23 protein-coding genes and 1 pseudogene are annotated in these 25,295 nt (G+C 64.2%); 9 read left to right on the top strand and 15 right to left on the bottom strand.

Annotated features, from left to right (window positions below):
- Positions 1-107 precede the first annotated feature (107 nt).
- From AC2FAN_RS19660 to AC2FAN_RS19700, 9 genes and pseudogenes are all read left to right on the top strand, one after another.
- Positions 108-335, top strand: a pseudogene (locus AC2FAN_RS19660) (IS110 family transposase); the annotation flags it as partial.
- A gap of 1,497 nt (positions 336-1,832) precedes the next feature.
- The gene (locus tag AC2FAN_RS19665) at positions 1,833-2,720 is read left to right on the top strand and encodes a dihydrodipicolinate synthase family protein (protein ID WP_485175970.1); all 888 of its coding nucleotides are present in this window, start codon (positions 1,833-1,835) and stop codon (positions 2,718-2,720) included.
- The gene (locus AC2FAN_RS19670) at positions 2,717-3,379 is read left to right on the top strand and encodes a GntR family transcriptional regulator (RefSeq protein WP_485175971.1); all 663 of its coding nucleotides are present in this window, start codon (positions 2,717-2,719) and stop codon (positions 3,377-3,379) included. The genes AC2FAN_RS19665 and AC2FAN_RS19670 overlap by 4 nt, the downstream gene beginning before the upstream one ends.
- Before the next feature lie 60 nt (positions 3,380-3,439).
- On the top strand, positions 3,440-4,780 hold the full coding sequence (locus AC2FAN_RS19675; protein ID WP_485175972.1) for an ABC transporter substrate-binding protein: 1,341 nt from the start codon (positions 3,440-3,442) through the stop codon (positions 4,778-4,780).
- Complete coding sequence (locus AC2FAN_RS19680) at positions 4,777-5,700, top strand: carbohydrate ABC transporter permease (protein ID WP_485175973.1); 924 nt, start codon at positions 4,777-4,779, stop codon at positions 5,698-5,700. The genes AC2FAN_RS19675 and AC2FAN_RS19680 overlap by 4 nt, the downstream gene beginning before the upstream one ends.
- Entirely contained in the window at positions 5,700-6,557 is an 858-nt protein-coding gene (locus tag AC2FAN_RS19685) for a carbohydrate ABC transporter permease (RefSeq protein ID WP_442865099.1), read from the top strand. Before AC2FAN_RS19680 ends, AC2FAN_RS19685 begins: the two co-directional genes overlap by 1 nt.
- Before the next feature lie 50 nt (positions 6,558-6,607).
- The gene (locus AC2FAN_RS19690) at positions 6,608-7,372 is read left to right on the top strand and encodes an SDR family NAD(P)-dependent oxidoreductase (RefSeq protein ID WP_485175974.1); all 765 of its coding nucleotides are present in this window, start codon (positions 6,608-6,610) and stop codon (positions 7,370-7,372) included.
- On the top strand, positions 7,369-8,127 hold the full coding sequence (locus tag AC2FAN_RS19695) for an SDR family NAD(P)-dependent oxidoreductase (protein WP_485175975.1): 759 nt from the start codon (positions 7,369-7,371) through the stop codon (positions 8,125-8,127). The genes AC2FAN_RS19690 and AC2FAN_RS19695 overlap by 4 nt, the downstream gene beginning before the upstream one ends.
- Before the next feature lie 43 nt (positions 8,128-8,170).
- On the top strand, positions 8,171-9,223 hold the full coding sequence (locus AC2FAN_RS19700; RefSeq protein WP_265055531.1) for an aldose epimerase family protein: 1,053 nt from the start codon (positions 8,171-8,173) through the stop codon (positions 9,221-9,223).
- 417 nt (positions 9,224-9,640) lie between these two features.
- Here the strand turns inward: AC2FAN_RS19700 and AC2FAN_RS19705 are convergent, their stop codons facing one another.
- The 15 genes from AC2FAN_RS19705 to AC2FAN_RS19775 all read right to left on the bottom strand — a co-directional run bounded on the left by AC2FAN_RS19705 (position 9,641) and on the right by AC2FAN_RS19775 (position 25,274).
- The gene (locus AC2FAN_RS19705) at positions 9,641-11,344 is read right to left on the bottom strand and encodes an IlvD/Edd family dehydratase (protein ID WP_476807548.1); all 1,704 of its coding nucleotides are present in this window, start codon (positions 11,342-11,344) and stop codon (positions 9,641-9,643) included.
- 44 nt (positions 11,345-11,388) lie between these two features.
- The gene (locus AC2FAN_RS19710; protein ID WP_485175976.1) at positions 11,389-12,825 is read right to left on the bottom strand and encodes an NAD-dependent succinate-semialdehyde dehydrogenase; all 1,437 of its coding nucleotides are present in this window, start codon (positions 12,823-12,825) and stop codon (positions 11,389-11,391) included.
- Between the two features lie 27 nt (positions 12,826-12,852).
- Entirely contained in the window at positions 12,853-13,629 is a 777-nt protein-coding gene (locus tag AC2FAN_RS19715; protein WP_485175977.1) for an HpcH/HpaI aldolase family protein, read from the bottom strand.
- 25 nt (positions 13,630-13,654) lie between these two features.
- Entirely contained in the window at positions 13,655-14,803 is a 1,149-nt protein-coding gene (locus tag AC2FAN_RS19720; protein WP_485175978.1) for a mandelate racemase/muconate lactonizing enzyme family protein, read from the bottom strand.
- Positions 14,804-14,950: 147 nt separating this feature from the next.
- Positions 14,951-15,715: an SDR family NAD(P)-dependent oxidoreductase gene (locus AC2FAN_RS19725; RefSeq protein WP_265055536.1), complete on the bottom strand. Its 765-nt coding sequence runs from the start codon at positions 15,713-15,715 to the stop codon at positions 14,951-14,953.
- Positions 15,712-16,818 (bottom strand): ABC transporter ATP-binding protein, encoded by a 1,107-nt coding sequence (locus AC2FAN_RS19730; RefSeq protein WP_265055537.1) that lies wholly within the window; start codon positions 16,816-16,818, stop codon positions 15,712-15,714. The genes AC2FAN_RS19725 and AC2FAN_RS19730 overlap by 4 nt, the downstream gene beginning before the upstream one ends.
- Positions 16,819-16,827: 9 nt before the next feature.
- Positions 16,828-17,694, bottom strand: a complete 867-nt coding sequence (locus tag AC2FAN_RS19735) for a carbohydrate ABC transporter permease (protein WP_485175979.1) — start codon at positions 17,692-17,694, stop codon at positions 16,828-16,830.
- Complete coding sequence (locus AC2FAN_RS19740; RefSeq protein ID WP_485175980.1) at positions 17,687-18,643, bottom strand: carbohydrate ABC transporter permease; 957 nt, start codon at positions 18,641-18,643, stop codon at positions 17,687-17,689. The genes AC2FAN_RS19735 and AC2FAN_RS19740 overlap by 8 nt, the downstream gene beginning before the upstream one ends.
- A 19-nt stretch (positions 18,644-18,662) precedes the next feature.
- The gene (locus AC2FAN_RS19745; protein WP_485175981.1) at positions 18,663-19,934 is read right to left on the bottom strand and encodes an ABC transporter substrate-binding protein; all 1,272 of its coding nucleotides are present in this window, start codon (positions 19,932-19,934) and stop codon (positions 18,663-18,665) included.
- 291 nt (positions 19,935-20,225) lie between these two features.
- On the bottom strand, positions 20,226-20,867 hold the full coding sequence (eda, locus tag AC2FAN_RS19750; protein WP_485175982.1) for a bifunctional 4-hydroxy-2-oxoglutarate aldolase/2-dehydro-3-deoxy-phosphogluconate aldolase: 642 nt from the start codon (positions 20,865-20,867) through the stop codon (positions 20,226-20,228).
- A 42-nt stretch (positions 20,868-20,909) separates the two neighbouring features.
- Positions 20,910-21,953, bottom strand: coding sequence for an NAD(P)-dependent oxidoreductase (locus AC2FAN_RS19755; protein ID WP_485175983.1), 1,044 nt, complete (start codon positions 21,951-21,953; stop codon positions 20,910-20,912).
- On the bottom strand, positions 21,950-23,017 hold the full coding sequence (locus AC2FAN_RS19760; protein ID WP_485175984.1) for a sugar phosphate isomerase/epimerase family protein: 1,068 nt from the start codon (positions 23,015-23,017) through the stop codon (positions 21,950-21,952). The genes AC2FAN_RS19755 and AC2FAN_RS19760 overlap by 4 nt, the downstream gene beginning before the upstream one ends.
- A 74-nt stretch (positions 23,018-23,091) precedes the next feature.
- Positions 23,092-23,847: a transporter substrate-binding domain-containing protein gene (locus tag AC2FAN_RS19765; protein WP_265055067.1), complete on the bottom strand. Its 756-nt coding sequence runs from the start codon at positions 23,845-23,847 to the stop codon at positions 23,092-23,094.
- A gap of 81 nt (positions 23,848-23,928) precedes the next feature.
- Positions 23,929-24,585, bottom strand: a complete 657-nt coding sequence (locus tag AC2FAN_RS19770; protein WP_265055068.1) for an amino acid ABC transporter permease — start codon at positions 24,583-24,585, stop codon at positions 23,929-23,931.
- Positions 24,582-25,274: an amino acid ABC transporter permease gene (locus AC2FAN_RS19775; protein ID WP_265055069.1), complete on the bottom strand. Its 693-nt coding sequence runs from the start codon at positions 25,272-25,274 to the stop codon at positions 24,582-24,584. The genes AC2FAN_RS19770 and AC2FAN_RS19775 overlap by 4 nt, the downstream gene beginning before the upstream one ends.
- Positions 25,275-25,295 lie beyond the last annotated feature (21 nt).

The raw sequence follows: 25,295 nt of genomic DNA on the forward strand, positions 1-25,295 counted from the left end.
ATAGTGATTTGATATTAAACATATTTTTTTGGACCTATATACCTAGTTGACCTTGGAGTTAGCCCTTGAGGGGGACGTTTAGAAGCGAGGCAATTGACCGGCGACCCAAGGTACGCCCTCAGCCAAAGCGGGTGGTCTTCGAAACCGGCCCCCTGTCCGTGTGGCTCTATCACACGTTATGCGCACCTGGCCTACCTGCAGTTTGCATCATGCTCGCCAAACAAGACCGACGCGAACGCTGCGGATGGCTTGGCCCATCTGCCGAAAGGCGGCTTTTATTGTGGGGTACCCGTGAAAGGGTTCGATAACATGTTGACCTCACGCTAGTCTCAGAATGAACCAAGCTGGTCAGGATCACGATCGAGCTCTCCAGCGAATTCCAAGGCCTGATGGGATGGGCTCGCGGTTGAACCGAGCCTCGCGCCATAGGGGCCGAGCTGGCATAGCCAGTAGAGCGGCGCTCTGGGCCGAACTGCTGTTCCCGATGCAATCCGCCTTGTGTGATGCGCCGCCGAGGCCCATAAGCAACGCTCCATGCGTGACGCGAATGGTTTTTCGCCGTGGTTTGCCAACGCAGGTGAGGACTTGAAACACGTCCGTCTGGATGGGTTGTGGGGGCGGGAAAGCGGTTCATTGAACCCAAGGAGCCCGGCCATGAGCGAATTTTTAAACTCGGAAGGAATGACACGTCGACGCGGCCTTTCCTTCTTGTGGTCGGCCGCGACCTTGGCCTTTGCGGGCGCAATTGCGGTTTTGAACCCATCGCATTCTCAGGCTCAAACCAGCGGTACGGACCGCCGTCAGGATCGGCGCACTGGCCGGGACGTTCGGCGCACTGATCGGCGTACTGGTCGCACCGAAAGACGAGTGGACCGCCGAAACTAAACGCCCGACATGCTGTGATATTTCGGGGCTCGACCTTGGTTCCACTTATGGCCGCGCCCCGGCCTACCGCCGAGCTACGACGGAATGTGGCGCTCGATCTAGTCACCGATGCGGATGCGGCCCGCAGGTGCGAATATTTCGGTGCAGAAATCTCGAAGATACGCCCGAAAGCTGTCTGGGTGGGCTATTTCGCTGAAGCAATTACCCCCGGACATTTCAAATTACATGAAACCGCGCAAACCGTGCATCGTCACACTGGCCACGATCGCCTTCCTTTCAACGCCAGCTTCAGCCCAAAAGAGAACATTGGAAGGCATTGCCCGGTCAGCTAGCCTTTATGCTGCGATAGTTGAATTTTGCCCGCAGCATCAGCGCATCGACCTCGAGTTAGCGACCAGAGCGGCGAAGGCGATGGCCGATGCTGCCAGCGAAGCCTCGGGACCAGCCACGGGGCGAATGATGCTTGATCAGGAAATGCAGCGCCGATTCGATATTGTGCGATCTTCCGGAGCGGAAGCTTGGTGCCAAGCGCAACGACAGCGACCGGCGAATGAGCCCCTATTCTTAAAAGCGCCATAGCCGCCGCCTGTCGGCGGCAATCCCCCTAGGCAGCTTGAGGTCCTGTTGCTCTAAAGCCCGTCGCCTTCGCGACGGGCTTTTTTGTTCGGATCCAAGCAGACGGAGGGGCGAAACCCTTCAGCTTGGAAACCCCAGAGAGAGACGAAAATCCAAGTGATAAGACGCCGCCCTGCCCAAACTGGGCTTTCGCCGGTGTTGCGCGCATGGAGGGAGTTCGGCCGATCGCATGCTCTGGCTTCTAAGAGTAGAGAGCCCGACCAACGGCGCCTCTAAAACCGAAGTGAAATCTCAGTTTGGTTTTAATTCGATTTCAGACTTGACTCGAGCTGCTTGCGGCGTGAACTTTGGGCGCCAGGGAGGGTACCCACGTGCCAAAGACGGACCGCATCGGCGTAAATTGTGCGCTTTCCACCCCGTTCACCGCGGGCGGGGCCATCGATCATTCACTATGGATCGAGCATGCCCGTTGGGTGCTGGCGGCCGGAGCCGATGGCATTACGCTGTTCGGTACGACAGGCGAAGGTGCGGGGATCGGGTTGCATGAGCGCATTGGAGCCATGGGTGCGCTGGCCGGTGCCGGGTTTGATTTTCGCAGGTCGGTAGTGGTCTCAGTTACGTCCTCGACGATCGAGGATGCTGTCGCTCAGACACGCGCGGGCTACGCCTACGGCGCCAGAGCGATCCTGATCACGCCGTCCTTCTACTTTCCGGACATGCCGGAGGACGGCATCTTCGACTGGTTTTCGACCGTGTTCCAAGAGTTGGGAACCGAGTTGCGCGACATCCTGCTCTACCACATCCCCAACATGACGCGTTCGCAGATCACGCCGCACCTGGTGTCTCGCCTGCGTGACGCCTTTGGCGATGCGATCGTCGGAATCAAGGACAGCGCGGGCAACTGGGAAGCGACGCAGGCTTTGCTCGACGCGCATCGCGATTTCCAGGTGCTCGTGGGCAGCGAACGGCATGTCGCCCAGGCCGTCAGCGAAGGCGGCAGCGGCACGATCTGCGGGCTGGCAAATTTCCAGCCGGCGCTCCTTCGCGGGCCAGTGGCCGCCGGGCGCGACGAGCCGCTGATCATGGCTTATCGATCCGCGATCTTGCCGGATCCGTTTCCCGCCTCGTTGAAGGCACTCGTAGCCCGGCGTACGGGCCGGCAAGAATGGCTGCGGATGCGACCGCCCAACGTCACCTTCGATGATGCCCGGGTAACTGCCCTGATGACGCGCATCGAGCAAGTCCGGGCGCTGCAATGAGTGAACCCACGGTGTTTGCCCCCAAGAGCCGGGACCGGGCATATGACCTGTTCACCGAAGGGCTGATGTCACGCAAGATCGTCGCGGGCCAGTTCATCTCGCAGCGCGAACTGATCGAGATCATTGGCCTGCCTATGGCGGCAATCCGGGCCCTGATTCCACGGCTGGAGGCTGAAGGGCTGATCGTCACGGTGCCGCAGCGCGGGCTGCAGATCGCGCATGTCGACGTCAACCTGATCCATAACGCTTTCCAGTTCCGATTGATGCTGGAAAGCTACGCCATGGCTGCCTTCGTGCGGGATGCTCCGGATGAAGAGATCACCAAGCTGCGAGAGGCCCATGAAATCGTCCTGCGGCAGGGTGAGAGCGAAGTCACGCCGGAACTTCTGCGCCAGGCGCAGCTGACCGATTGGAATTTCCACGATCGGATCATTGATTGGCTCGCCAACGATCTCGTCAGCGCAGCCTATCGCACCAACTCGATCAAGATTCGGCTGATCCGTCAGGGCGAGGTCCGCATCGCGCCTCAACGGCTTCTCATCGTCATGAGGATCCATCTCGACATTATTGAGCGCATGGAGAAGCGCGATGTGGAAGGCGCCGTGCAGGCGTTGACCGAACACATCATGGCGGCTCGCAACCGCGCCATGAACGTCTGAATGGCATGAGCACTTCAATCAGAAGCAGCGGAAATCCGTGCATAACCGGGAGGAACGACGATGAGAAGGCCGACAATTTCTCGCCGCACGCTGTTGAAGTCCGGCATCGCCGGAGCCGTGGCGTCGCCGATGCTGAACCTGACGACCGCCTTTTCGCAATCTGAAAGCTTCAACTGGAAGCGTTTCCAGGGCCAGAACATCGAGGTGTCACTGACGCGCACACCGCGCAGCGAAACGCAGAAGCGATATCTGGCCGAGTTTCAGTCGCTGACCGGCATCAAGGTCGGGCTGGAGGAAATCCCCGAGCAGCAGCATCGCCAGAAGATCGTCATCGAGTTCAATTCCGGCAAGCCGAATTTCGACGTCGCGAGCTTGTCCTATTCCGTCCAGAAGCGGCAGCTCGCCCGTGGTAAATGGCTCGCAACCGTCGAGCCGATGCTCGGTGACCGCTCACTGACGCCGCCCGACTGGGACCGGGCCGACTTCAGTCAGCGGGGCCTCGAATATGCGACGGATGACGGGCGCCTGACCTCGCTGCCCCTCTCGGCCGACTACTGGCTGCTCTACTGGAACAAGGATCTATTCAACGCCAAGGGCGTCGCCTATCCGAAGTCGATCGCCGACATCGTGACAGCAGCCGCCAAGCTTCATGACCCGACGAACGGCATTTCCGGCATCGTCGCCCGCGGCCTGCGCAATGCGAATGTGCCGGTCTGGACCCAGTTGCTGCTCGGCTACGGCCAGGAGACCACCACCGGAACGCCTCCAAAGCTGGCGACGACGACCGAGGATTCCGTCGCCGCTGCGACGATCTACCAGACCCTACTCAAGGCCAGCGGGCCGCAAGGCGTCTCCGGCTTTAACTGGAACGAGGCGCAGTCGCTGTTCGCGCAGGGTCGCGCAGCGATGTGGATCGATGGGGTCGGGTTCGCACCGCCTCTCGAGGACGCCAAGCGCAGCCGCATCGTCGGCAAGGTTGGCTACGGCGTGTTCCCGCCCGGGCCGAAAGCCCACCACGCGAATGTCTTCGGCGACGGCATCGGCATCGCAGCGGCAAGCTCCAAGAAGGAAGCCGCATTCCTCTATTGCCTCTGGGTGACGTCGAAGACGATGTGCAACCGATTGCTGCAGACGGGCTCGGGCGTCCCCTTCCGCAATTCCAGCCTCGTCGACAAGGAGACACTGGCGGCGTTGACGGTTCCCAAGGACTGGGCCGATTGCGTACGAGGCTCGGCCGAGATCGCGCGCACGGGCCTGCCCAACATCGTTCCGGTGACAGAGTTTCGCGACACCTTCGGGGCTGCCCTAACCAACATGATCGGCGGCGCCGACCCCGCCGCCGAACTCAAAAAGGCGACCGACGAATTCGGCCCCGTTCTCGATCGCAGCGAGCAGTCGTGACCAGCCTTGCGGACATGGCTGTCCGGTCTGCGCCTGTGGCGACGCAGGCCGATCCGCTGCGCAAGCCGTCGTATATCTGGTTCATCCTGCCGGCGTTGGTCGCGACCGTCGCGATCATCGTCTTTCCCTGGATCTTCACAATCTGGATGAGCTTCCACGAATGGAAGATCGGCGGCGCAAAAACCTGGGTTGGATTGCGGAATTATATCGACCTCGCCAGCAACCAGCGCTTCCTTGAGTCGATGTGGCACACGGCGTATTTCACCGTGCTTGCCGTCCTCCTACCGCTGGTCGCCGGCACCTTCGCCGCGGTCATATTCAACCGGCGCTTTCCCCTCCGCGGCCTGCTACGGACGATCTTCATCATGCCGATGATGGCGACGCCGGTCGCCATCGCGCTGGTCTGGACGATGATGTTCCATCCCCAGCTCGGCGTCCTGAACTACCTCCTGAGTGTAGTCGGCATCCCGCCGTCTGAATGGGTTTTCGCACGCAGCACAGTCATTCCAAGCCTCGCCCTAGTCGAAGTCTGGCTCTGGACTCCCTTCGTCATGATCATCGTGCTCGGTGGCCTCGCGGCGGTGCCAGAGGAACCCTACGAGAGCGCGCGGCTCGACGGGGCCACTCAATGGCAGATGTTCCGCTATATCACCTTCCCGCTCGTGCTTCCCTTCATAGCGGTGGCAGGCGTGATGCGCACCATCGACGCGGTGAAGGCCTTCGAGGTGATCTATGTCATCTCCAGCGGAGGCCCGGGGACGGCTTCTGAGACGATCAACCTCTACCTCTATTCGCAGGCCTTCGCCTATTACAACGTCGGCACCGCCTCGACCGTCGTCGTCGTCTTCTTCGCGATCATCCTGCTTCTCTCCGTCGCCCTGCTGTGGGTCAGGGAGCGATCGAAATGGTACAACAAGTGATGGCTGGCGCGCCGTCGCGCCGCTTCGGCCCTATCTCGTTCGCACAGCTGCGGGAGCATTTGGCGCTAGGCTTCGCTCTACTCGTGCTGATGGCGCCGGTACTGTTCGTCTTCCTGTGGGTCATCTCCCTGTCGCTCAAGCAGGAGATCGACAACACCGCATATCCGCCGGTCTTCATCCCGAGCGACCCGACCCTCGACAATTTCCGCACGTTGTTCAATGAGACACCGATCCTGCTGTATTTCTGGAACAGCGTGCTCGTTTCGGGCGGGGCGACCCTGGCAGCGCTGATCCTAGGGGTGCCCGCCGGCTACGGCATCGCGAAATCAAAAGCGCACGGGCTCGCCGTGCTGATGCTAATCAGCCGGCTGACGCCGGGTCTGTCCTATCTCATCCCGCTGTTCGCGCTGTTCCAAGCGTTGGGTCTGGTCGGCACACTCTGGCCGATCGGCATCACGCATCTGGTGATTACCCTTCCGATCGTGATCTACATCATGATCGGCTACTTCGAGACGCTTCCAGCCGAATTAGAGGAGGCCGCGCGCATCGACGGCTGCTCGATGTGGCAGACCTTCTGGCATATCGCGGTACCGCTGGCGCGGCCGGGCATCGTCGTCGGCGCCATCCTGTCCTTCATCTATTCCTGGAACAATTTCGTCTTCGGCGCCGTCTTCGCCGGCCGCACGACACGCACGATGCCGGTCGCCGTCTACAACATGCTCACGTTCGAGCAGGTCTCCTGGGGCCCGCTCGCCGCGGCCGCGATCGTGGTGATGCTGCCGGTGATCGTGCTCACCGTGGTGATCCAGAAGGACATCGTCGGCGGCTTGACGGCCGGCGGTGTCAAAGGCGGCTGAACCCCGCCTAGAGCCGACACGAAACCCGAACCTGCCGACTGGAACCAAAGATGATTGCCGATCTCAAGGACAAGGTAGTTTTGATCACAGGCGCCAGCACCGGCATCGGTTCCGCCGTGGCGCAGGGCTTTGCGGCCCATGGCGCGAAAGTCGTGGTCAACTACAACGCCAGCGCCGAGCAGGCGGGGGCGGTGGCAAAACTGATCGCTGACGCCGGTGGTGAGGTTCTGCTCCACCAGGCCGATGTCACCGATACGGCAGCCCTATCCGGGTTGGTGGACGCGACGGTGGCGAAATTTGGCCGCATCGATGTGCTCGTGAACAATGCCGGTGCTATGCTCGGCCGTGTCCCGACGGTCGAGATGGATGACGCGCATTTCGAGCGGGTGATGCGCCTCAACTGCTGGTCGGTCTTCGCGCTCAGCCGGGCGGTAGCGCCCGTCATGGCCGGCGGCGGTGGCGGCTCTATCATCAACGTCACTTCGATCGCCGCGCGCAACGGTGGCGGTGGCGGCGCCAACATCTACGGCGCCGCTAAAGGCTTCGTCAGCTCCTTCTCCAAGGGCCTGGCGCGCGAACTCGTCGCGGACAAGATCAGGGTCAATGCTGTGTCGCCGGGGGTGATCGCGACGCCGTTCCACCAACGCTATTCGTCGGCCGAGCAGATGGAGATGATGCGCCGCCAAGTTCCCATGGGGCGGGTCGGCGAATCCGAGGACTGCGTCGGCGCCTTCCTGTTTCTCGCCGCTCCGTCGCTGAGCGGCTACATGACTGGCCAGATCATTGAAGTCAGCGGCGGCCAGGTGATGCCGTGACGGCCGTCTATCCTGATCTGCTGGGGCGGACCGTTCTGATTACGGGCGGGGCGAGCGGCATTGGCGCAGCTCACACAAAGGGCTTTAGCGATGCGGGCTGCCGCGTCGCCTTTCTCGACATCGACGAGGCCGCGGGCACCGATCTCGCAACACGGCTTGCGGCCGCTGGCGGAGAGGTGCTCTTCCTGCCCTGCGACCTCAATGACATTGCCGCGCTGGGCTCGGCGATTGCGTCGGTGCGCGAGCGCTTCGGACCCGTCTTCGCGCTCGTGAATAACGCCGCGCAGGACAAGCGCCAGCGCTTCTCCGACATCACGCCCGAGGACTTTGACGCGATGATGAGCGTCAATCTGCGCCACGCCGTTTTCGCCGCACAGCTGGTGGTGCCGCATATGCGCGAACTAGGATCTGGCTCGATCGTCAATACGAGTTCGGTCGCCTGGATGCGTGGCATCGAGGATCTGCAACTCTACAGCGCGGCGAAGGCGGCCGCTATCGGGCTGACGAATTCCCTCGCGCGTGAGCTCGGCAGGGATCGCATCCGCGTCAACGCGATCGCGCCGGGCTTTGTCGTCACCGAGCGCCAGCGTGCACTTTGGTTTGACGATAGCGCCATCGACGGGGTGAAGCAGAGACAATGCCTGCCCGACATTATCGAGCCAGACGACATAGCCAACGCCGCGCTGTTCCTATGTTCGGACAGCGCTCGCATGATCACGAAGCATTGCCTGGTTGTTCATGCAGGCTCACTCTGATTGAGAGTACCGACAAGAGACGCGTGTATCTGAAAATCCGACAATGAGCAGTGCGCCGCATTTGCATGAGCTTTCTAGAACTGCCGATCGGCAGATTCGCAGCATCACGTTGCGTTCGAGTTCCGGCATGGAAGCAGAGGTCATCGACTACGGCGCGAGCCTGCGGGATCTGCGCGTGCCGAGGGCGGGCGGTGCGCTCCAGCGGGTTGTCCTTGGATTGGAGAGACTGGAGGACTATCCGGCGTACTCGCCTCACATGGGCGCGGTCGCCGGGCGCTTCGCCAACCGCATCGCCGAGGGGCGCTTCGTTCTGGGTGGCGTGGAATACCAGCTCCCGCGCAATCAGGATGGGCGCCACTCACTGCATGGTGGCGGCAACGGCTTCGGCAAGCGGCACTGGACACTCGTCGAGCAGAACGAGCGATCAACGACCCTTGCTCTGGTTTCGCCTGCAGGCGACGCTGGATACCCCGGAACGCTTCGCGTTTGGTGTCGATACAGCTTGACCGAAGACGAGACTTTACGCATCGAATTTTCGGCGACGACGGATGCAGCGACCGTCATAAATCTCGCTCACCATCCCTATTTCAAACTGGACAATACGGCGGACATCCTCGCCCACCGTTTGCAAATCGAGGGCGATCTCGTGCTTCTGACGGATGCGGACCTCATTCCCGACGGGTCTGTTGCCGCCGTGGCCGGCACGCCCTTCGATTTTCGAGAAGCCAGATCGATCCGAGAGCCGGGGCACGGCGAGGCGCCGACACGCTACGACGCGAACTTCATACTTCGACGGAGCCGCACAGAGCACGATCCCGCGTCCGGCATGGAACTCGCACATGCGGCGACATTGCGGTCAGACGCGAGTGGCCTGGGACTTGAAATCTGGACCACCGAGCCGTGCCTTCAGTTCTATGACGGCGCCAAGCTTGCCGTCGCGGTTCCCGGCCTTGGCGGGGCGACCTACGGGTCATTCGCCGGGGTTGCCCTGGAGCCGCAGCACGCCCCCAACTCACCCAACCTGGCGCATCTGCCGTCCACCGTCCTCTGTCCGGGAGCGGTCTATCGTCAGGTCAGCGAGTACCGGTTTTCGTGATCGCGACGGCTCTCATATGATTGGGATCAATCGAGAAATTGAGAATCATGTCCCGGGACTAAAAGGGCGAGCCGCACCAATAGCCGACTCTGGCTCATCGCCCGAAAGCCGACATCCCGGGGCGATCTGCTCAAGGCCCCTCTCTCGGTAGCAAAATTGGTGGGCTTTCCGGGACAAGAGCGGCGCCGTTGCACCGCTCTCCTCTCAAGCTGAGGGAGTTAGGATCATGCGTCTGATTGCGCTGAAACCGCCCAGGATTCGCCGGAGGCCGCTTAGGTCACGTTGCTAGGGCTGGCCTATCCTGCATAGCGTAGTAGCACTCCTCGGCTTTCAGCTTTTCGAGAAATTGCCGATAGGCTCCAGCCGCCGTCATTGTTGAACCTCGAGGTGCCTTCCGCTCTTGCGGCCGCAAAACGCCTAGCAGAAATCAAAATCAACGCCCTCGTCGGCCTGGAGCACGTGCTCGTCATAGAGGTGGTCATAGCCACGGCGCTGGATCGCCTGAGGAGCTGGCAGCGCCTTGCGGCGCGTCTCGAGTTCGGCCTCGCCCACCAGAAGGTCGAGGCGGCGCTCGGCGACACTGAGCCGGATTCGGTCGCCATTGCACACCAGCGCGAGCGGCCCGCCGATTGCGGCCTCGGGCGCAACATGCAGCACGATCGCGCCATATGCCGTGCCGGACATGCGCGCATCCGAGATGCGGACCATGTCCTTGACGCCCTTTGAGGCGAGCTTGCGCGGAATCGGCAGGTAGCCGGCTTCCGGCATCGCCGCTGCGCTCTTGGGGCCGGCGTTCTGCAACACGAGGATGTCGTCGGCGGTGACGTCGAGATCTGGGCTGTCGATCCGCGCCGCGAGGTCCTCCAGCGAGGAGAAGACCACCGCCCTGCCCTCATGCTCGAGCAGGCGCTTGTCGGCTGCGGCGCGCTTCACGATGGCGCCGCGCGGCGCGAGCGAACCGAACACGGCGACAAGGCCGCCATCGGGATCGACGGGCTCCGCGCGCGGGCGCACAATGCTGCGGTCGACCTGATCCACAAGCGGCTCGTCGATCAGCTCGCCGAGCGTCTTGCCGGTCACGGTCATGCAATCGAGATGCATCAGGTCGCGGAGTTCCTTCAGTACGGCGGGCACGCCGCCGCCGGCGAAGAAATCCTCCATGTAATTGTTGCCCACCGGTTTCAGGTTCACCAGCACCGGCGTCTCGTCGGAGAGCTTGTTGAGCCGGTTGAGGTCGACCTTTACCCCGGCGCGGCGCGCGATCGCGGTGAGATGTACCACCGCGTTGGTCGAGCCCGAAATCGCCAGCAGCATGCGCCAGGCGTTATCGATCGCCTTCTCGGTGACGATCTGCTTCGGCAGAAGTGTCGTCGTGCCGATGAGTTCGACGGCGCGCTTGCCGCTCTCCTCGGCGCAGCGCAACCGGTCGGCATGAACCGCCGGGATCGCGGCCGAGCGCGGCAACGACAGGCCGAGCGTCTCGGCGATGCAGGCCATGGTGCTGGCGGTGCCCATGACGGCGCAGGTGCCGGCTGTGGTGGCGAGCCGGCCCTCAACTACATCGATCTCCTCCTGATCGATGTCGCCCGCCCGGAAGCGGGCCCAGAAGCGGCGACAATCTGTGCAGGCGCCCAGGCGCTCGCCCTTGTAGCGGCCGGTCGACATCGGCCCGGCCACGAGTTGCACCGTCGGGACATTGGCCGAGAGCGCGGCCATGAGCTGCGCCGGCACGGTCTTGTCGCAGCCGCCCATCAGGACGACAGCGTCGATCGGCTGCGCGCGGATCATCTCCTCGGTGCCCATGGCCATCAGATTGCGGAATTTCAGGCTGGTCGGCTTGAGGAAGACCTCGCCGAGCGAGATGGTCGGGAACTCAACCGGCAGGCCGCCAGCCATCAGCACGCCGCGCTTAATCGCCTCGAGCAGCTCGGGGAAGTGCCGATGGCAATTGTTGAAGCCGCTATAGGTGTTGGCGATCCCCACGATGGGACGCGCCAGCGCCTCGTTGGAATAACCCATCGAGCGCGCGAAGGAGCGGCGCAGATAGGCGGCGAATTCGGGGTCGCCGTAATTGGTCAGCCCACCGGCAATGCCGCGCCGCTTCGGTTCGTTCTCGCTCATGCCGCCGCCATCCCTCGAGCTGTCTTTTCGTCCGGCCAGGGTGTTCAGGCCGGCGCGTTATGGACGAACTTGGTGTTGAGATACTCGCGCACGCCCTCGGCGCCGCCCTCACGGCCGAAGCCGCTCTGCTTGATGCCGCCGAACGGCGCCTCCGGCACGGCGACGACCGTCGTGTTGACGCCGAGCACGCCCACCTGGAGCTCGCGCGTGACATGGTCGATCGCACGCTTCGAGCTAGCGAAGAGATAACCGGCCAAGCCGAACTCGACGGCATTGGCCCGCGCTATCGCCTCGTCCGCGCTGGCGCAGCGTACGATGGCCGCGACCGGCGCGAACGGCTCGTCCGCGAGGATCGAGGCATCCGGCGGCAGATCGGCCAGCACGGTTGGCTCAAAGAAATAGCCGCGGTTGAGGCTGGCCGGGCGCTTACCACCGGTGGCGAGCGTCGCGCCCTTGCCAAGGGCATCCTCGACCAGCCGCTCGGCCCGGTCGCGCTGGCGCGCGGTCGCGAGCGGGCCCATCAGGACGCCGTCGTCGAGCCCGTTGCCGAGGCGCAGGGCTTGCGCCTTCGCCGCCATCTTTTCGGTGAAGGCATCGGCGATCTTTTCGTGCACGAAGAAGCGGCTCGGCGAGGTGCAGACCTGGCCGGCATTGCGGTACTTGCCGCCGACGGCCGCGGTCGCCGCCTTCTCGACATCGGCATCGCCCAGCACGATGAAGGGGGCGTGGCCGCCGAGCTCCATGGTCATGCGCTTTACCGTGTCGGCCGCCTGGCGCATCAGGGTCTGGCCGACGCGGGTCGAGCCGGTGAAGGAGAGCTTGCGCACAGCGGGCGCCGCCATCAGCGGCACCACGACCTGCTGCGGCGAACCGAAGAGCAAGTTCACGGCACCGTTGGGAAGGCCGCCATCATGGCAGCAGCGCACCAGCTCGGCGACGCAGGCCGGCGCCTCCTCGGCCGGACGCAGGATCACTGTGCAACCGGCGGCGAGCGCCATGGCGAGCTTGCGAGAGGCCAGGCTGATCGGAAAATTCCAGGCCGCCAGCGCCAGCACGACGCCGACCGGTCCATGCGAAACCTCAAAGCGGGCTCCGGGCGTGCGCCCGTCGAGCATGTAGCCATGCAGGCGTCGGGCTTCGTCGGCGCAATAGTCGAAATATTCGGCGGAGACGGCGACCTCGGCGCGCGCCTCCGACAGCGGCTTGCCGATCTCCATGGTCAGCAGGCGCGCGATCATCTCCTGCCGCTCGCGCAGCAGTCCGGCGATCTTGCGCAGCACGTTGCAGCGCTCCCAAGGCAGCGTATTGCGCCACACCTCGAAGCCGCGCTCCGCCGCCGCCAGCGCAGCGGTGACCTCGGCCGCGGTAGAAGACGGCACCGAGCCGAGAGTCTCCTCTGTCGCCGGGTTGACGACCTCGATCCTCTCGGCGCCGGTCTTGTCGATATGGGCCCCGTCGATGAACAGGCTGGCGGCATACATTGTAGCAGTCCTCAATAGGGAAGCGGCTCAGGCCGCGTTGATCTCGCCGAGCAGGGCTTCGCTGCGGCGGGCCAGGATTGCGGTGTCCGAGCCGACGGCGATGTAGCTGTAGCCGGCGTCGAACAGCTCGCGCGCCTCTCCGACATTGAAGTTCAGGATGCCCGGCGCCCTGCCGGTTTTCTTGATCGCGTCGAGTGCCCGGTCGATCTCGGCCCGGACCTCGGGCGCACCCGGCTTGCCGAACAGGCCCATATTGGCGGCGAGATCATTCGGACCGACGAAGATGCCGTCGACGCCCTTGACGGCGCCGATCTCGGGGATCGCAACGGCGGCGGCCGGCGTCTCGATCTGCACGATGATACACTGTTCCTCGTGATAGCGTTCGTTATAATCCTTGATGCGTGCGTAGTTGTTACCACGCATGTTGCCGCTGACGCCGCGGATGCCGTGCGGCGGATAGCGCGTCGCGGCGACGGCGGCGCGGGCCTCCTCTGCATTCTGCACGAAGGGCACCATGAAGGAACGCACACCGGCATCGAGCAGGCGCTTCATCATGATCGGCTCGTTCCACGGAATACGGACCACGACTTCGGCCGTGCCGCCTTTGGCTGCTCGCAGGTGCTGGGAGACCTGCGAGGGGTCGACCGGCGTATGCTCCATGTCAAGCAAGAGCCAGGAATAGCCCGCGCCGGCGAGAATCTCGGTCGCGTTCAGGCTTTCCAGCGTCAGCCAGAGGCCGGGCTGGCGCTTGCCCTCAATGAGGCCGCGTTTGAACAGGTTCGGCTGCAGGGTCGCGTGCGACATTGTCGCTCCAATCGGTTCGTGAGGATCAGGCAGCTTTGCCCGCGGCGGAGCGCAGCTCGGCCCAGGGCGTCATCGCGTAGGTGTCGAGCGCCTTTGCGTCGAAATCGAAGCCGAGGCCCGGCCGCTGCGGCAGATCGATCATACCCTTGCGCACGGTGAGCTGCGTGTCGACGAGGCGGCGGAAGTTCAGCACTTGGTCATCGGCGAAGAACTCGACATAGCGCGCGTTCGGCGTCGCGGCGACGAGATGAGCGTGCAGATCGTGGAACCAGTGCGGACACAGCGTTATGCCGAAGCTCGCCGCGGCCGCCGCGCTAAGGCGCAACTCGCTGATGCCACCGCAGACGCAGGCATCGGTCTGCAGGATCGCAGCGCCGCCCTTGCTCATCAGCTCCATGAAGCGCCAGCGTCCGACCTCGATCTCGCCGGTCGCGATCGGCATCGCGACCTGCTGGGCGAGGCGGGCATGGTTGTCGATATCGTCCGGGCTGAATGGCTCTTCGAGGAAATACGGGTCGTACTGCTCGTACATGCGGGCGAAACGCAAAGCCGTCGGAAGGTCCGACCAGGCGTTGTTGGCGTCGAGCATCAGGATCGTGTCGTCGCCGATGCGCTCGCGCACCGCAGCGATGCGCTCCTCCTCCTGAGCGAGGCCGAAGCGGCCGACCTTCATCTTTACGGCCGTGTAGCCCTCGTCGACGTAGCCGCCCATCTCGGCGGCGAGATGCTCGGGTGTCTTGCCTTCGACATAGTAGCCGCCGCTGGCATAGGCCGGGACGCTGTCCTTGACCGAACCGAGGAATTTGTAGAGCGGCAGGCTGGCAGCGCGCGCGTTGCGGTCCCAGAGCGCGGTGTCGAGCGCGCTAATGGCGCGGACAACCGTACCGGCGCGGCCCTGCAGCAACGCCTCCTGGTACATCGCCTGCCAAAGCCCCTCGACGCGATAGGGGTCCTCGCCGATCAGGACCGGCGCGAGGAGTGCGCGCACGGCCTCAGTGAAGAGCCCGCCACCGGCGCTGCCGACATAACAGAAGCCGATGCCCTTATGGCCGTCATCGCCCTCGACCTCGACCACGCCATAGTGCCGCTCGGTGACGCGGCGGCTAGAGAGCGAGGTCACCTTGTCGAGCGGAATAATGATGCTGCGGGCGCGCACGGCGCGGATCTTGGTCATCGCTGGCTTCCTTCTAAAGGGCGGAGGCACGGATGGCGTGTCCGGCGAGAAGCCGCTCAACCTCCGGCGATCCTGTCATCATCAACTTTTTTGTCAACAATATTGGCGAACACACTTAAACCTTAGCCGGTTGCGCGCCAGGCGTGGCTAGAGCGAGCCGCCGTTGATGGTGAGGCACTGCTTGGTGATCATCCGTGCCGCGTCCGAGCACAGGAAAAGCGCGGTTTCGGCGATGTCCTGCGGCTCGATCGCATCGGGCAGGCATTGCAGGGCGATGGTGCGCTTCTCAGCCTCCGCATCGTGCCACAGCGCCCGCTGACGCGGCGTCGCGACATAGCCCGGCGCGATCGCGTTGACGCGGATTCGGTCAGGTCCGGCGGCGCGTGCCAGCGAATTGGTGAAGCCGATCACCGCCGCCTTGGCGGCGCTGTAGAGCGGCACATTGGCGATGCCGCGCATCCAGGCGACGGAGGTGGTATTGACGATCGAGCCGCCGCCAAGCCCGCGCATCTGCGGCAGCACGCGCTGCGCCGCGAAGATCGCATGGCGCAGGTTGACGTTCATCATCCAGTCGAAATCGTCCGGCTGCATGGCGTCAATGTCGTGGCGCTGGTCGACGGCTGCGTTGTTGATCAGTCCGTGCACCGGCCCGAGCCTCTCGCCGACGCGGTCGATGGCCGTGCCGAGCGTCGCAATGTCGAGGAGGTCGCAGGCGACGAAGAGGACGTTCGCGCCTTCGCCGCGCAGGCTGGCTTCGAGAGTCCTGCCCGCCTCCTCTTGCTTGTCGATGAAGGCTGTCTTGCAGCCACTCGCGGCAAAGGCACGGACATGCGCCTCGCCGATGCCGGAGGCGCCGCCGGTGATCAGAACCACGCGGCCGGCGAGGTCGGGATAATGTCCGCGAGGCGTCATGCGATCCGGCTTTCGGTCTTGGGGTCGAACAGGCAGGCCTTGGCGGTGTCGATGGCGAAGTGCGCGACCGAGCCGACGGCCGGGCGCGCATCCGGCCGCATCCGGGCCATGATCTCGCTCTGGCCGACGCGGATCAGCGCCATGGTCTCGGCGCCTGTCGGCTCGATCATCTCGACCGTCGCCGGCAGGCTGGAAGCAGGCCTGGCCGGCTGCTCATCGCCGGACAGCGTGATGCATTCCGGCCGAATGCCGAGCACGACGTCGCGGCCGACCCAGTCCTTCATCGCCGCGGTCGCATTCGGCAGCGGCACGGCGGTAGTGGCGTCCGGCCCGACCATGGCCGCGATCTCGCCGCCCGACGCGACAAGCTTGGCGGGCAGCGCGTTCATCGGCGGCGAGCCCATGAAACGGGCGACGAAGAGATTGGCCGGCTGATCGTAGATCGTTTGCGGATCGGCGAATTGCTGGATCACGCCGCCATTCATCACGGCAATGCGCGTCGCCAGCGTCATCGCCTCGACCTGATCATGGGTGACGTAGACCATAGTTGTGCCGATGCGCTGGTGTAGGCGCTTGATCTCCATGCGCATCTCGACGCGCAGCTTGGCATCGAGATTGGAGAGCGGTTCGTCGAACAGGAAGAGCACGGGGTCGCGCACCAGCGCCCGGCCCATGGCGACGCGTTGGCGTTGGCCGCCGGAGAGCTGGCCCGGCCGCCGATCGAGCAAATGCTCGATCTGGAGCAGCTTGGCGACACGGGTGACGGCCTCCTTTTGCTCGGGCTTGGGAATGCCGCGGCACTCCATGCCGAAGGTGATGTTGCCGCGCACGGTCATGGCCGGATAGAGCGCGTAGGTTTGGAAGACCATGGCGATGTCGCGGTCCTTGGGCGGGACGCCGGTGACCTCTCGGCCGCCGATCCCGATGCGCCCGTCGCTGGCCTGCTCGAGCCCGGCGATGACGTTGAGCAAGGTCGACTTGCCGCAGCCGGAGGGCCCGACGAGCACGATGAACTCGCCGCTCTCGATGGCAAGATCGACGCTCTTAAGCACTTCGACCGAGCCGAAGCGGACGCGCAGCTTTTCGACGGAGAGGGCTGACATGGGTTTGACCTATTTGACCGCGCCGGCCGTCAGGCCGCGCACGAAGTACTTGCCCCCGAACAGGTAGACGAGCAGCGTGGGCAGGGCGGCGATCAGCACGGAGGCGCTTTCGATGCCGTATTCACGGGCCTGGGCGATGTTGGCGCTCAGCGCCATCAGCGCGGCGGTCACCGGCCGAGCCGAGCCTTCCGAGAAGGTGATGCCGTAGAGAAATTCGTTCCAGATGCCAGTGAACTGCCAGATGACGGTGACGATCAGGATCGGCGGCGAGAGCGGCAGGATGATCCGCCAGAAGATCTGCAGAAAGCCAGCGCCGTCGACCTTCGCCGCCTTGATCAAGTCCTTCGGCACGTTGACATAATAGTTGCGGCAGAACAGCGTGGTGAAGCTCATGCCCTGCACGACATGAATCAGGACAAGGCCGCTCAGCGTGTTCGACAGGCCGAGGTCGCGCAGCGTGATCGCCCAGGGCACCAGCTTCATTTGCGCCGGCAGGAAGACGCCGAAGGTGATGATGCCGAAGATCAGGCCGGCGCCCTTGAAGCGCCAGAGTGAGAGCAAATAGCCGTTCATTGCGCCGAGCAGCGTCGAGATCAGCGTCGCCGGGACCGCGATCAGCAGCGAGTTCCACATATACGGGCTGATGCCCGAGCAGATGCCGGCGATGCAGTAGGAGCCCCAGGCCTGGACCCAATTGTCGAACCGGAACTCCCTGGGGAAGCCGAGCACCGAAGTCTGGGTGATCTCCTGGAAGCTGCGGAACGAGTTCAGGATCACCACGATCAGCGGTGTCAGATAGAAAGCCGCGAAGGAGATCAGGACGACGTAGAGCAGGATTCGGCTGCCGCGGGTCGAAAGAGAACGGGCCTCAACCAAGGCCGCCTCCCTTGCCGCCGCGCATGCGCTGGAGGATAGCATAGGGCAGCAGGACGATGAGCAGCGAGAGCAGCAGCATCACGGCGGCGGCCGAGCCGGCGCCCATCAGGCCGCGCTGGAACATGTAGTCGTAGACGACATTGGTGGGCAGCGTCGTGGCGATCCCGGGGCCGCCGGCGGTGAGCGCTCGCACTAGATCATAGGTCTTGATCGCGGTCTGCAGCAGGATGACCAGGACCGAGACGACGATCGGCCAGATCGCCGGCACCATGATGCGCAGATACATCCGGGACGGGCCGGCGCCGTCGATCGCGGCGGCCTTGTAGAGATCGCCGTCGAGCGAGCGCAGGCCGGCCAGGAACAGCGCCATGGCGAAGCCGGAAGCCTGCCAGATCGCCGCGATCACCACGCAGTAGATCGCCATGTCGCGATCGACGAGCCAGCCGAAATTGAACTGCTCCCAGCCGAGGCTACGGACGAAATGCTCGACGCCGATGGTCGGGTTGAGCAGCCAGGCCCAGACCGTGCCGGTGACGACGAAGGACAGCGCCATCGGGTAGAGGTAGATGGTGCGCAGCAGGTTCTCGGCGCGGATCTTCTGGTCGATCAGGATCGCCAGCAGCAGGCCGAGGCCCGTCGCGCCGAGGATGAAGCCGAGTCCGTAGATCGTCAGGTTGAAATAGGCGACCTGCCAGATCCGGCTGCGCAGCAGCGCCCAATAATGCTTGAAGCCGACGAAGCTGTATTCGGGCAGCAGCGTCGAATCCGTGAATGAGATCACCACCGTCCAGAGCGTGAAGCCGACGACATAGCTCACCGCCGCGGCCGCGATCAGCCCGGCGACGATCCGGGTCAGCAGATCCGGGACTTCGCTGACCCAGGAGCGGCGCGGCGCCGTCCGGGCGGGGCGCGTCTGCCCCGCATGCATCGTTGTGGCGGTTTGGTTCATGGCGATACGGGTCGAGGGCTCAGCGCACCGTGTCGGCGGCGTCGGCGAGGCGTTTCTGGGCCTCTTCCGGCGTTATCTTGTCGTTATGGACGTACTCGGTCAGCACATCGCGCAGCGCCGCCGTCACCGGGCTGGTCTGGGCCATGTTGTGGCCGAGGCTCATGATCGCCTGGTTGGCGGCGATGGCGCCGGAGAGGTTCTTGGCGGCGTCGCGCTGGCAATCCTGGAAGCCGGCATCCGACAGGTCGATATCGGTGCGGACCGGGATCGAGCCGTTGATCTGGGTGAAGGTCCTGGCGAATTCCTTGCTCATCGCCACCTGGGCGGTCGCCTTCTGGCCGGCGAGGAGATCGGCATTCTTCGTGTCCCAGAAGATCATGCCGTCGGCATTCATATCGAAGACCGGCTTGCCGGTATTGTTCGGAGTCGGGCCGCAGAGGAAGTCCTTGCCCTCCTCGAAATTGCCCTTCTTCAGCACGCCGGAAGCCCAGCCGCCCATCATCAGGAAGCCGTAGTCGCCCTTCATCAGCGCCGGCAGGAAGACGCTCCAGTGCTGGCCAGCATTGGACGGGCTCATCCATTTGGTGAGCTGGCGAAGCTGCTTGAAGGCGGCGAGCACTTCAGGCCCGCGCAGGGCCTTGTCGTCGAGTTCCATGATCGACTTGCGATAGGCGTCGGCGGAGATGCCGGCGAGCGTCAGCTCGAAATACATCGCATCGGCCCAGCCGATGCCGCCATGGGCGACGGGCGTGATGCCGGCGGCGGCCATCTTGGCGGCAAGCGCGTTGAATTCGTCCCAGGTCTTGGGCAATTCGGTGGCACCGACCTTGTCCATCGCCTTCTTCGAGGCGAAGAGCGTGTTGACGCGGTAGATCTGCAGCGGCAGCGCGATCCAGTCGCCCTTGGGCTTGTGGATCTTGGCGAGGTCGGCCGAGATGTTCTTCTCGTAGTCGGTCGCCTTGACGACGTCGTTGAGGTTGACGGTGGCGCCGATCGCCGACCAGGCCTTGATCTCAGGCCCCTTGAGCTGCGAGGCGGCCGGCGGCTTGCCCGCGATGATGTCGGCGCGCAGCTTGTTCATCATGTCGGTGGTGAAGCCGGAAACGGGGCTATGCTCCCATTTCACGCCCTTCTCGGTCACCATCTTGCCAAACGCGTCCATGGCGGCGCCCTCGGCACCGGCGCTCCATTGCGAAATCACGGTCAGGCGAGGCTCGGCCTGGGCCGGTGGGTGGACGAGACAGGCCGCGAGGAGCGCCAGGCCGGTCGTTCGGAACAGCGATGCTTTCATGATGTCCTCCTGAGAATCCTCGGTTCGGTGCCATCGCTTGCATCGCGTGGCCTGCGGCCCCTCGTAGGAGGCTGGTAGGGCGGCACTCATCTCTCTCGCGGCGACTCCTAGAGACTGTTGAAAATCTTGTCAACAATTTGGTTGATGATTTGGGCGACGGAACTCCTGTCGTCATGGTCGACCTGTCCCGCCCATCCATGTCCTGGCTCTCGAACGCGCTCCTGAAGCCTTGGGTGCTCGCCATAAGGGCGAGCATGACGGCATGCGGCCAGTCGTGCGTTCGCTCCGAATTCAGCCCTTTGCGACCACCGCGACGGCGCGCTTGGCGCGCGCATTGATCTCAGCCCAATCCGCCGCCTCGATCAGATCGCGCGGGGCGAGCCAGGCGCCGCCGGCGGCGAAGCAATTGGCGAGTTCGAGATAGCTCATGACATTGCCGTCGCTGATGCCGCCAGTCGGGCAGAAGCGGATATCGGGATAGAGCGGCAGGACGTGCTTCAGCATCGCCGTGCCGCCCATCAGGTCGGCCGGGAAGAACTTAAGCTCATGGAAGCCGTATTCGCGCGCGGCCAGCATTTCCGACGGCGTCACCGCGCCGGGGACGAGCGGGATATCGACCTTCTCGGACGCCAGGGCGAGGCGCTCGGTCAGCGCCGGGCTGACAGCGAAGAGCGCCCCCGCATCGCGGACCTTCGCCAGTTGCTCGGGTTTGGTGACAGTGCCGGCGCCGACGATCGCCTGCGGCACGGCCTTGCGCATCCGCGCGATCACCTCCGGGGCCGCCTCGGTGCGCAGCGTCACCTCCAGCGCCATCACGCCCGCGCTGACCAGCGCCTCGGCTAGCGGCACGGCATGCTCGGGATTCTCGACATGGAGCACCGGGATCAACGGCGCGGCCTTGCCGATCACGGCAGAAAGCAGGGTCTTGGTCATGGCAGTACTTTCAGGAGGTTGGGGAACGGAAACGAGTTCGGCTCAGGCCGTCGCGGCGGGCTTGAGGTAGCTCTGTGCCGGCGGGCTGCGCAGCTTCAGGATGGTCTCGCGCCGCGCCGGCTGGAGCCGCACCGGCGGCAGGCCGCGCAGGATCAGGCCGAGATCGTCGAGCACCATCTCGCCGATCATGCGCATTGACGCCGGCATGCCGCCGGCCCGGTGCGGCGAGAGCAGCAGGCGGCTGCTGCGGATGAGGCTGTCGGCGGGCAAAGGTTCAGTCGGGAACACGTCGCTGGCGGCGCGAAAACGCCCGGCATCGGCGAGCGCGGCGAAGGCATCGAAATCGATCACACCTGCCCGGCTCGCGAGCACGACGATGCTGTCCGGCGCGATCAGCTCCAGCTCCTTGCGCCCAAGGAAGCCCTGGTTTTCCGAGGTCACGCCGGCAAGGATGAAGATGAATTGGGAGGTCGCGAGCAGCGTCTCCAGCGAAACCGGTTCGGCCTGCTCCTCGCGCAGGACATTGTCCGGCAACCAGGGGTCATGGATCTGCACATGCGCGGCGAAGCCGGCGAGCAGCTTGCGCAGCGCCCGGCCGATATTGCCGTAGCCGATGATCCCGACCCGCGCGCCGCTCAGCAGCACGGCCCCGGCATTGCCGGCGGAGCCGTAAAGCTCGCCGCCCGCACGCATCGAGGCATCGGCGGCAGTGACGCCACGCGCCAGATCGAGCGCAAGAGCCAGCGACATCTCCGCCACGGGAACGGCGAAGGCGGGCGCGATCGAGAGCACGGAGATGCCGCGCCCGAAGCACGCAGGGTAATCGACGTTCTGGTAGAAATTGCCCTCGACATTGATCAGCGCTCGCAGCTTGGGCGCCCGCGCGATCCGCTCGGCAGGCAGCGGCGCCTGGCCGATGATTGCGACCGTCTCCGGCAGCCAGCGCTCGACCACCGCGTCGGACATCGGCGCGGCCGTATCCTCGATGACGTCTGCCATCTCGTTCAGGCGCCGCCATTGCCCGGCGTCGAGAATGCGCTCGCGCAGGCGCGGATGCGGGTCGAGCATTACGACCGGCTTCGTCATCGCGGCGGCTTTCGCAGGCCCAGGACGGCGTCGATCCGCGCCTCGTCGACGGCCGGGCGCATCGGCGCGTCGAAGGCTGCTTCGGTCACGGGGATGATGTGATCGGCGATGAAGGCCGCACCCTCGGCGGCGCCGCGATAACGCTCCTTTAGGTAGCATTCCCATTCCAGGCAGGCCCAGCCATCGTAGTCATGGGCGGTGAGCAGCGAGAAGATCGACCGGAAATCGATCTGCCCGTCGCCGGGGCTGCGGAAGCGGCCGGGCCTCCTGGCCCAGTCCTGGTAGCCGCCATAGACGCCGCTGCGTGCGGACATCCGGAACTCGGCGTCCTTCACGTGGAAGGCCTTGATCCGCTCATGGTAGATCTCGATAAAGCCGAGATAATCCATGTGCTGCAGCAGGAAATGGCTCGGATCATAGAGCAGGTTGCAGCGCGGATGCCCGCCAACCAGCGCCAGGAAGCGCTCGAAGGTCGCGCCGTCATGGAGGTCTTCGGACGGATGCAGTTCGAAGCAGAGCTCGATGCCATCAGCGCCATAGGCGTCCAGGATCGGCCGCCAGCGCCGCGCCAGCTCGCGGAAGCCCGCATCGAGCAGCCCCTCGGGCGCCGGGGGATAGGGATAGAAATAGGGCCAGAGCAGCGAGCCGCTGAAGCTGACGATCCTGTCGACGCCGAGCCGGCGCGCCGCCTTGGCGGCAAGCAGGAGCTGGTTCTTCGCCCATTCAGCCCGCGCTTCCGGTTTGTTCCGCACCGCTGCCGGCGCAAAGCCGTCAACCGTCGCGTCATAAGCCGGATGGACCGCCAGCAAATGGCCATGGCGCTGGCAGGTCAGCTCGGTGAGCTCGAGCCCGTGCTTGGCCAGCGTGCCCAGAAATTCGTCGCAATAGGTTTGGCTCTCGGCCGCCCTGGCGAGGTCGAACATGTGGCTCTGCCAGGTCGGGACCTGCAGCCCCCTGAAGCCGAGCCCGGCCGCCCAGGCGCACATGCCGTCGAGCGTCGAGAGCTGCTCGTTGGCATCGATGAACTGGGCAATGAACAGGCCCGGTCCCTTGATCGTGCGCATGGCGGGGTCTTTCGTGGCAAACCCGGCGCGCTTAAGCGCGCCGGGTGATCGTCATGGATGCGAAGCGTCGCCGCTCAGAACACCGGCAGGTCGCCGACCGGCACGTTCAGGAACTTGCGGGTGAGCGTGTCGATCTCGCCGCTCTGCTTGGTCAGGAAGACGAAGGTGTTGAGGAACTGCAGCAGGTCGGCGTTCCCCTTCTTCACCGCCATGCCCATGTAGAGGGCGTTCAGCGTGAACTTGCCCTCATAGTCCTTGCCCGGGCTCATCTTGTTGAGCGCGGACGGGGTCAGAAGGCCGCCGCCGATGAAATCGGCCTGGCCGGTCAGGAGCGCCTGCTGCACGCTGGCATCGTCCTCGAAGCGCAGGATCTCGGCGCCGACCGCGTCGCGCGTCACGGTGATGTCCTGCGGGCTGCCGCGCGGCACCGCGATACGCTTGCCCTTGAGCTCGGCCATCGAGGTGAAGGGCGTGCTCTTCGGGGCGATCAGGATCAGCGGGTTCGGCGCGTAGGGCGAGGTGAACCAGACCTGCTTGGCGCGCTCGGCGGTGATCGAGAGGGTCGAGAGCACCATGTCGATGCGCCCGCTCTGCAGGAAGGGGATGCGGCCCGGGCTGTTCACCCGCTCGATCTTCAGCCTCACACCCATTTTATCGGCCACGAGCTTGGCATAGGCAGGATCGAACCCGGTCGGCTCCTGCTTCTCATCGAGGAAGCCCCAAGGCGGGTTGGTGAGATCGATGCCGATGACGATCTCGCCGCGCTTCACGATCTCGTCGACCGTCTGCGCCCTGGCGGATGCCGTCGCCAGCATGGCGGCGGCGGCCATCGAGACTCCGATAAGTGCTTTCCTGAGCATTGTTAGTCCTCCCGTCGTTTCGTTTCCCAAGGCGTTGTTTTCTTGTTTCGCCTAGCGTGCGTTGCCCTTGGCCAACCGGGCCTCGAGGCTCTGACTCCACTTCGACAAAGGCCAGCAGATCACGAAGAAGACGCAGGCTACGAAACCGTAGACGAAGAGCGGCTTCAGCGTGGAGTTGTTGATGAACTGCCCGGCGCGGACGAGTTCGACGAAGCCGATGATCGAGGCGAGCGAGGTGCCCTTGATCAGCTGGACGAGGAAGCCGACGGTTGGCGGAATCGCGATGCGCAGCGCCTGCGGCGCGATCACCAGCCGGAAAGTTTTTGGCCGCGTCAGCGCCACGGAATATGCGCCCTCCCACTGGCTGCGCGGCACTGCCTCGACGCTGCCGTACCAAATGTCGCCGAGAAAGGCCGAGGCGTGCAGGCTGAAGGCGATCAGCGCGGCGGTCCAGGGATCGAAGCGGATGCCGATCAGCGTGCCGCCGAAGAAGACCAGAAAAAGCTGCATCAGCAGCGGCGTCGCCTGGAGGAACTGGATGTAGCCGAAAGCGACAGCGCGCACGAGCTTCAGCCGCGACAGTCTTGCCGCCAGGATGCCGGCGCCGACCACGCCGCCGCCGGCGATCGCCAGCACCGAGAGCAGCAGCGTCCAGCGCGCGGCGCTCAGCATGTAGATGAAATCGTTGATGTTGAGGTCCCGGATCATAGGCCGGGGACCCGCTGCCACTGGCCGTTGCTGCCGAAGCTGCGCAGGTAGATGACGTTGAACAGCGCCCGGAAGACGAGCACCATGATCAGGTAGATGAAAGTGACGACGAGATAGGTCTCGAATGTCTTGAAATTGGCGGCCTGGATCGAGTTCGCCACCGAGGTCAGCTCGTTCGCCGAGATCGCCGAGACCACGCTGGAGCCGAGCAGCACCATGGTGAATTGGCCGGCGAGCGGCTGGTAGATGATGCGCAGGGCCGGCGGCAGGATGATCAGCCGGAAGATCTGCAGGGGCCGGAAGCCGAGCGCCTTGCCGGCCTCGGTCTGGCCATGCGAGATCGCCTCGATACCGGCGCGCACGATCTCGGTGGCATAGGCGCCGAGATTGATCACCATGGTCAGGAGCGCCGCCTGGTTCGGCGTCAGCCGGAAGCCGAGCGCCGGCAGGCCGAAGAAGAAGAAATAGAGCTGCAGCAGGAACGGAGTGTTGCGGATCACCTCGACATAGACATTGACCACGGCCTTCGCCCAGCTCGGGCCACTGGTCTTGGCCCAGGCGCCGACGATCGCGACGATCATGCCGAGAATGACCGCCTGAACGGTCAGTTGCAGCGTCAGGGCGGAGCCGACCATAAGCTGATCGAACGCGGCGAAGACCGAGCTGAAGTCGAAATACTGGTCGTACATCGCCCCGCCTTACGCGCCGGC

This window comes from Allobosea sp. RIT-PG3_2 (genome assembly GCF_057321085.1).

What these genes read in the sequence shown, in the direction of transcription:
- AC2FAN_RS19670 (WP_485175971.1), top strand. Translation starts at nt 2,717, where the DNA reads ATGAGTGAACCCACGGTGTTTGCCCCCAAGAGCCGGGACCGGGCATAT.
- AC2FAN_RS19675 (WP_485175972.1), top strand. Translation starts at nt 3,440, where the DNA reads ATGAGAAGGCCGACAATTTCTCGCCGCACGCTGTTGAAGTCCGGCATC.
- AC2FAN_RS19685 (WP_442865099.1), top strand. Translation starts at nt 5,700, where the DNA reads ATGGCTGGCGCGCCGTCGCGCCGCTTCGGCCCTATCTCGTTCGCACAG.
- AC2FAN_RS19690 (WP_485175974.1), top strand. Translation starts at nt 6,608, where the DNA reads ATGATTGCCGATCTCAAGGACAAGGTAGTTTTGATCACAGGCGCCAGC.
- AC2FAN_RS19700 (WP_265055531.1), top strand. Translation starts at nt 8,171, where the DNA reads ATGAGCAGTGCGCCGCATTTGCATGAGCTTTCTAGAACTGCCGATCGG.
- AC2FAN_RS19705 (WP_476807548.1), bottom strand. Translation starts at nt 11,344, where the DNA reads ATGAGCGAGAACGAACCGAAGCGGCGCGGCATTGCCGGTGGGCTGACC.
- AC2FAN_RS19710 (WP_485175976.1), bottom strand. Translation starts at nt 12,825, where the DNA reads ATGTATGCCGCCAGCCTGTTCATCGACGGGGCCCATATCGACAAGACC.
- AC2FAN_RS19715 (WP_485175977.1), bottom strand. Translation starts at nt 13,629, where the DNA reads ATGTCGCACGCGACCCTGCAGCCGAACCTGTTCAAACGCGGCCTCATT.
- AC2FAN_RS19720 (WP_485175978.1), bottom strand. Translation starts at nt 14,803, where the DNA reads ATGACCAAGATCCGCGCCGTGCGCGCCCGCAGCATCATTATTCCGCTC.
- AC2FAN_RS19725 (WP_265055536.1), bottom strand. Translation starts at nt 15,715, where the DNA reads ATGACGCCTCGCGGACATTATCCCGACCTCGCCGGCCGCGTGGTTCTG.
- AC2FAN_RS19730 (WP_265055537.1), bottom strand. Translation starts at nt 16,818, where the DNA reads ATGTCAGCCCTCTCCGTCGAAAAGCTGCGCGTCCGCTTCGGCTCGGTC.
- AC2FAN_RS19740 (WP_485175980.1), bottom strand. Translation starts at nt 18,643, where the DNA reads ATGAACCAAACCGCCACAACGATGCATGCGGGGCAGACGCGCCCCGCC.
- AC2FAN_RS19745 (WP_485175981.1), bottom strand. Translation starts at nt 19,934, where the DNA reads ATGAAAGCATCGCTGTTCCGAACGACCGGCCTGGCGCTCCTCGCGGCC.
- eda (WP_485175982.1), bottom strand. Translation starts at nt 20,867, where the DNA reads ATGACCAAGACCCTGCTTTCTGCCGTGATCGGCAAGGCCGCGCCGTTG.
- AC2FAN_RS19755 (WP_485175983.1), bottom strand. Translation starts at nt 21,953, where the DNA reads ATGACGAAGCCGGTCGTAATGCTCGACCCGCATCCGCGCCTGCGCGAG.
- AC2FAN_RS19760 (WP_485175984.1), bottom strand. Translation starts at nt 23,017, where the DNA reads ATGCGCACGATCAAGGGACCGGGCCTGTTCATTGCCCAGTTCATCGAT.
- AC2FAN_RS19765 (WP_265055067.1), bottom strand. Translation starts at nt 23,847, where the DNA reads ATGGCCGCCGCCGCCATGCTGGCGACGGCATCCGCCAGGGCGCAGACG.
- AC2FAN_RS19770 (WP_265055068.1), bottom strand. Translation starts at nt 24,585, where the DNA reads ATGATCCGGGACCTCAACATCAACGATTTCATCTACATGCTGAGCGCC.
- AC2FAN_RS19775 (WP_265055069.1), bottom strand. Translation starts at nt 25,274, where the DNA reads ATGTACGACCAGTATTTCGACTTCAGCTCGGTCTTCGCCGCGTTCGAT.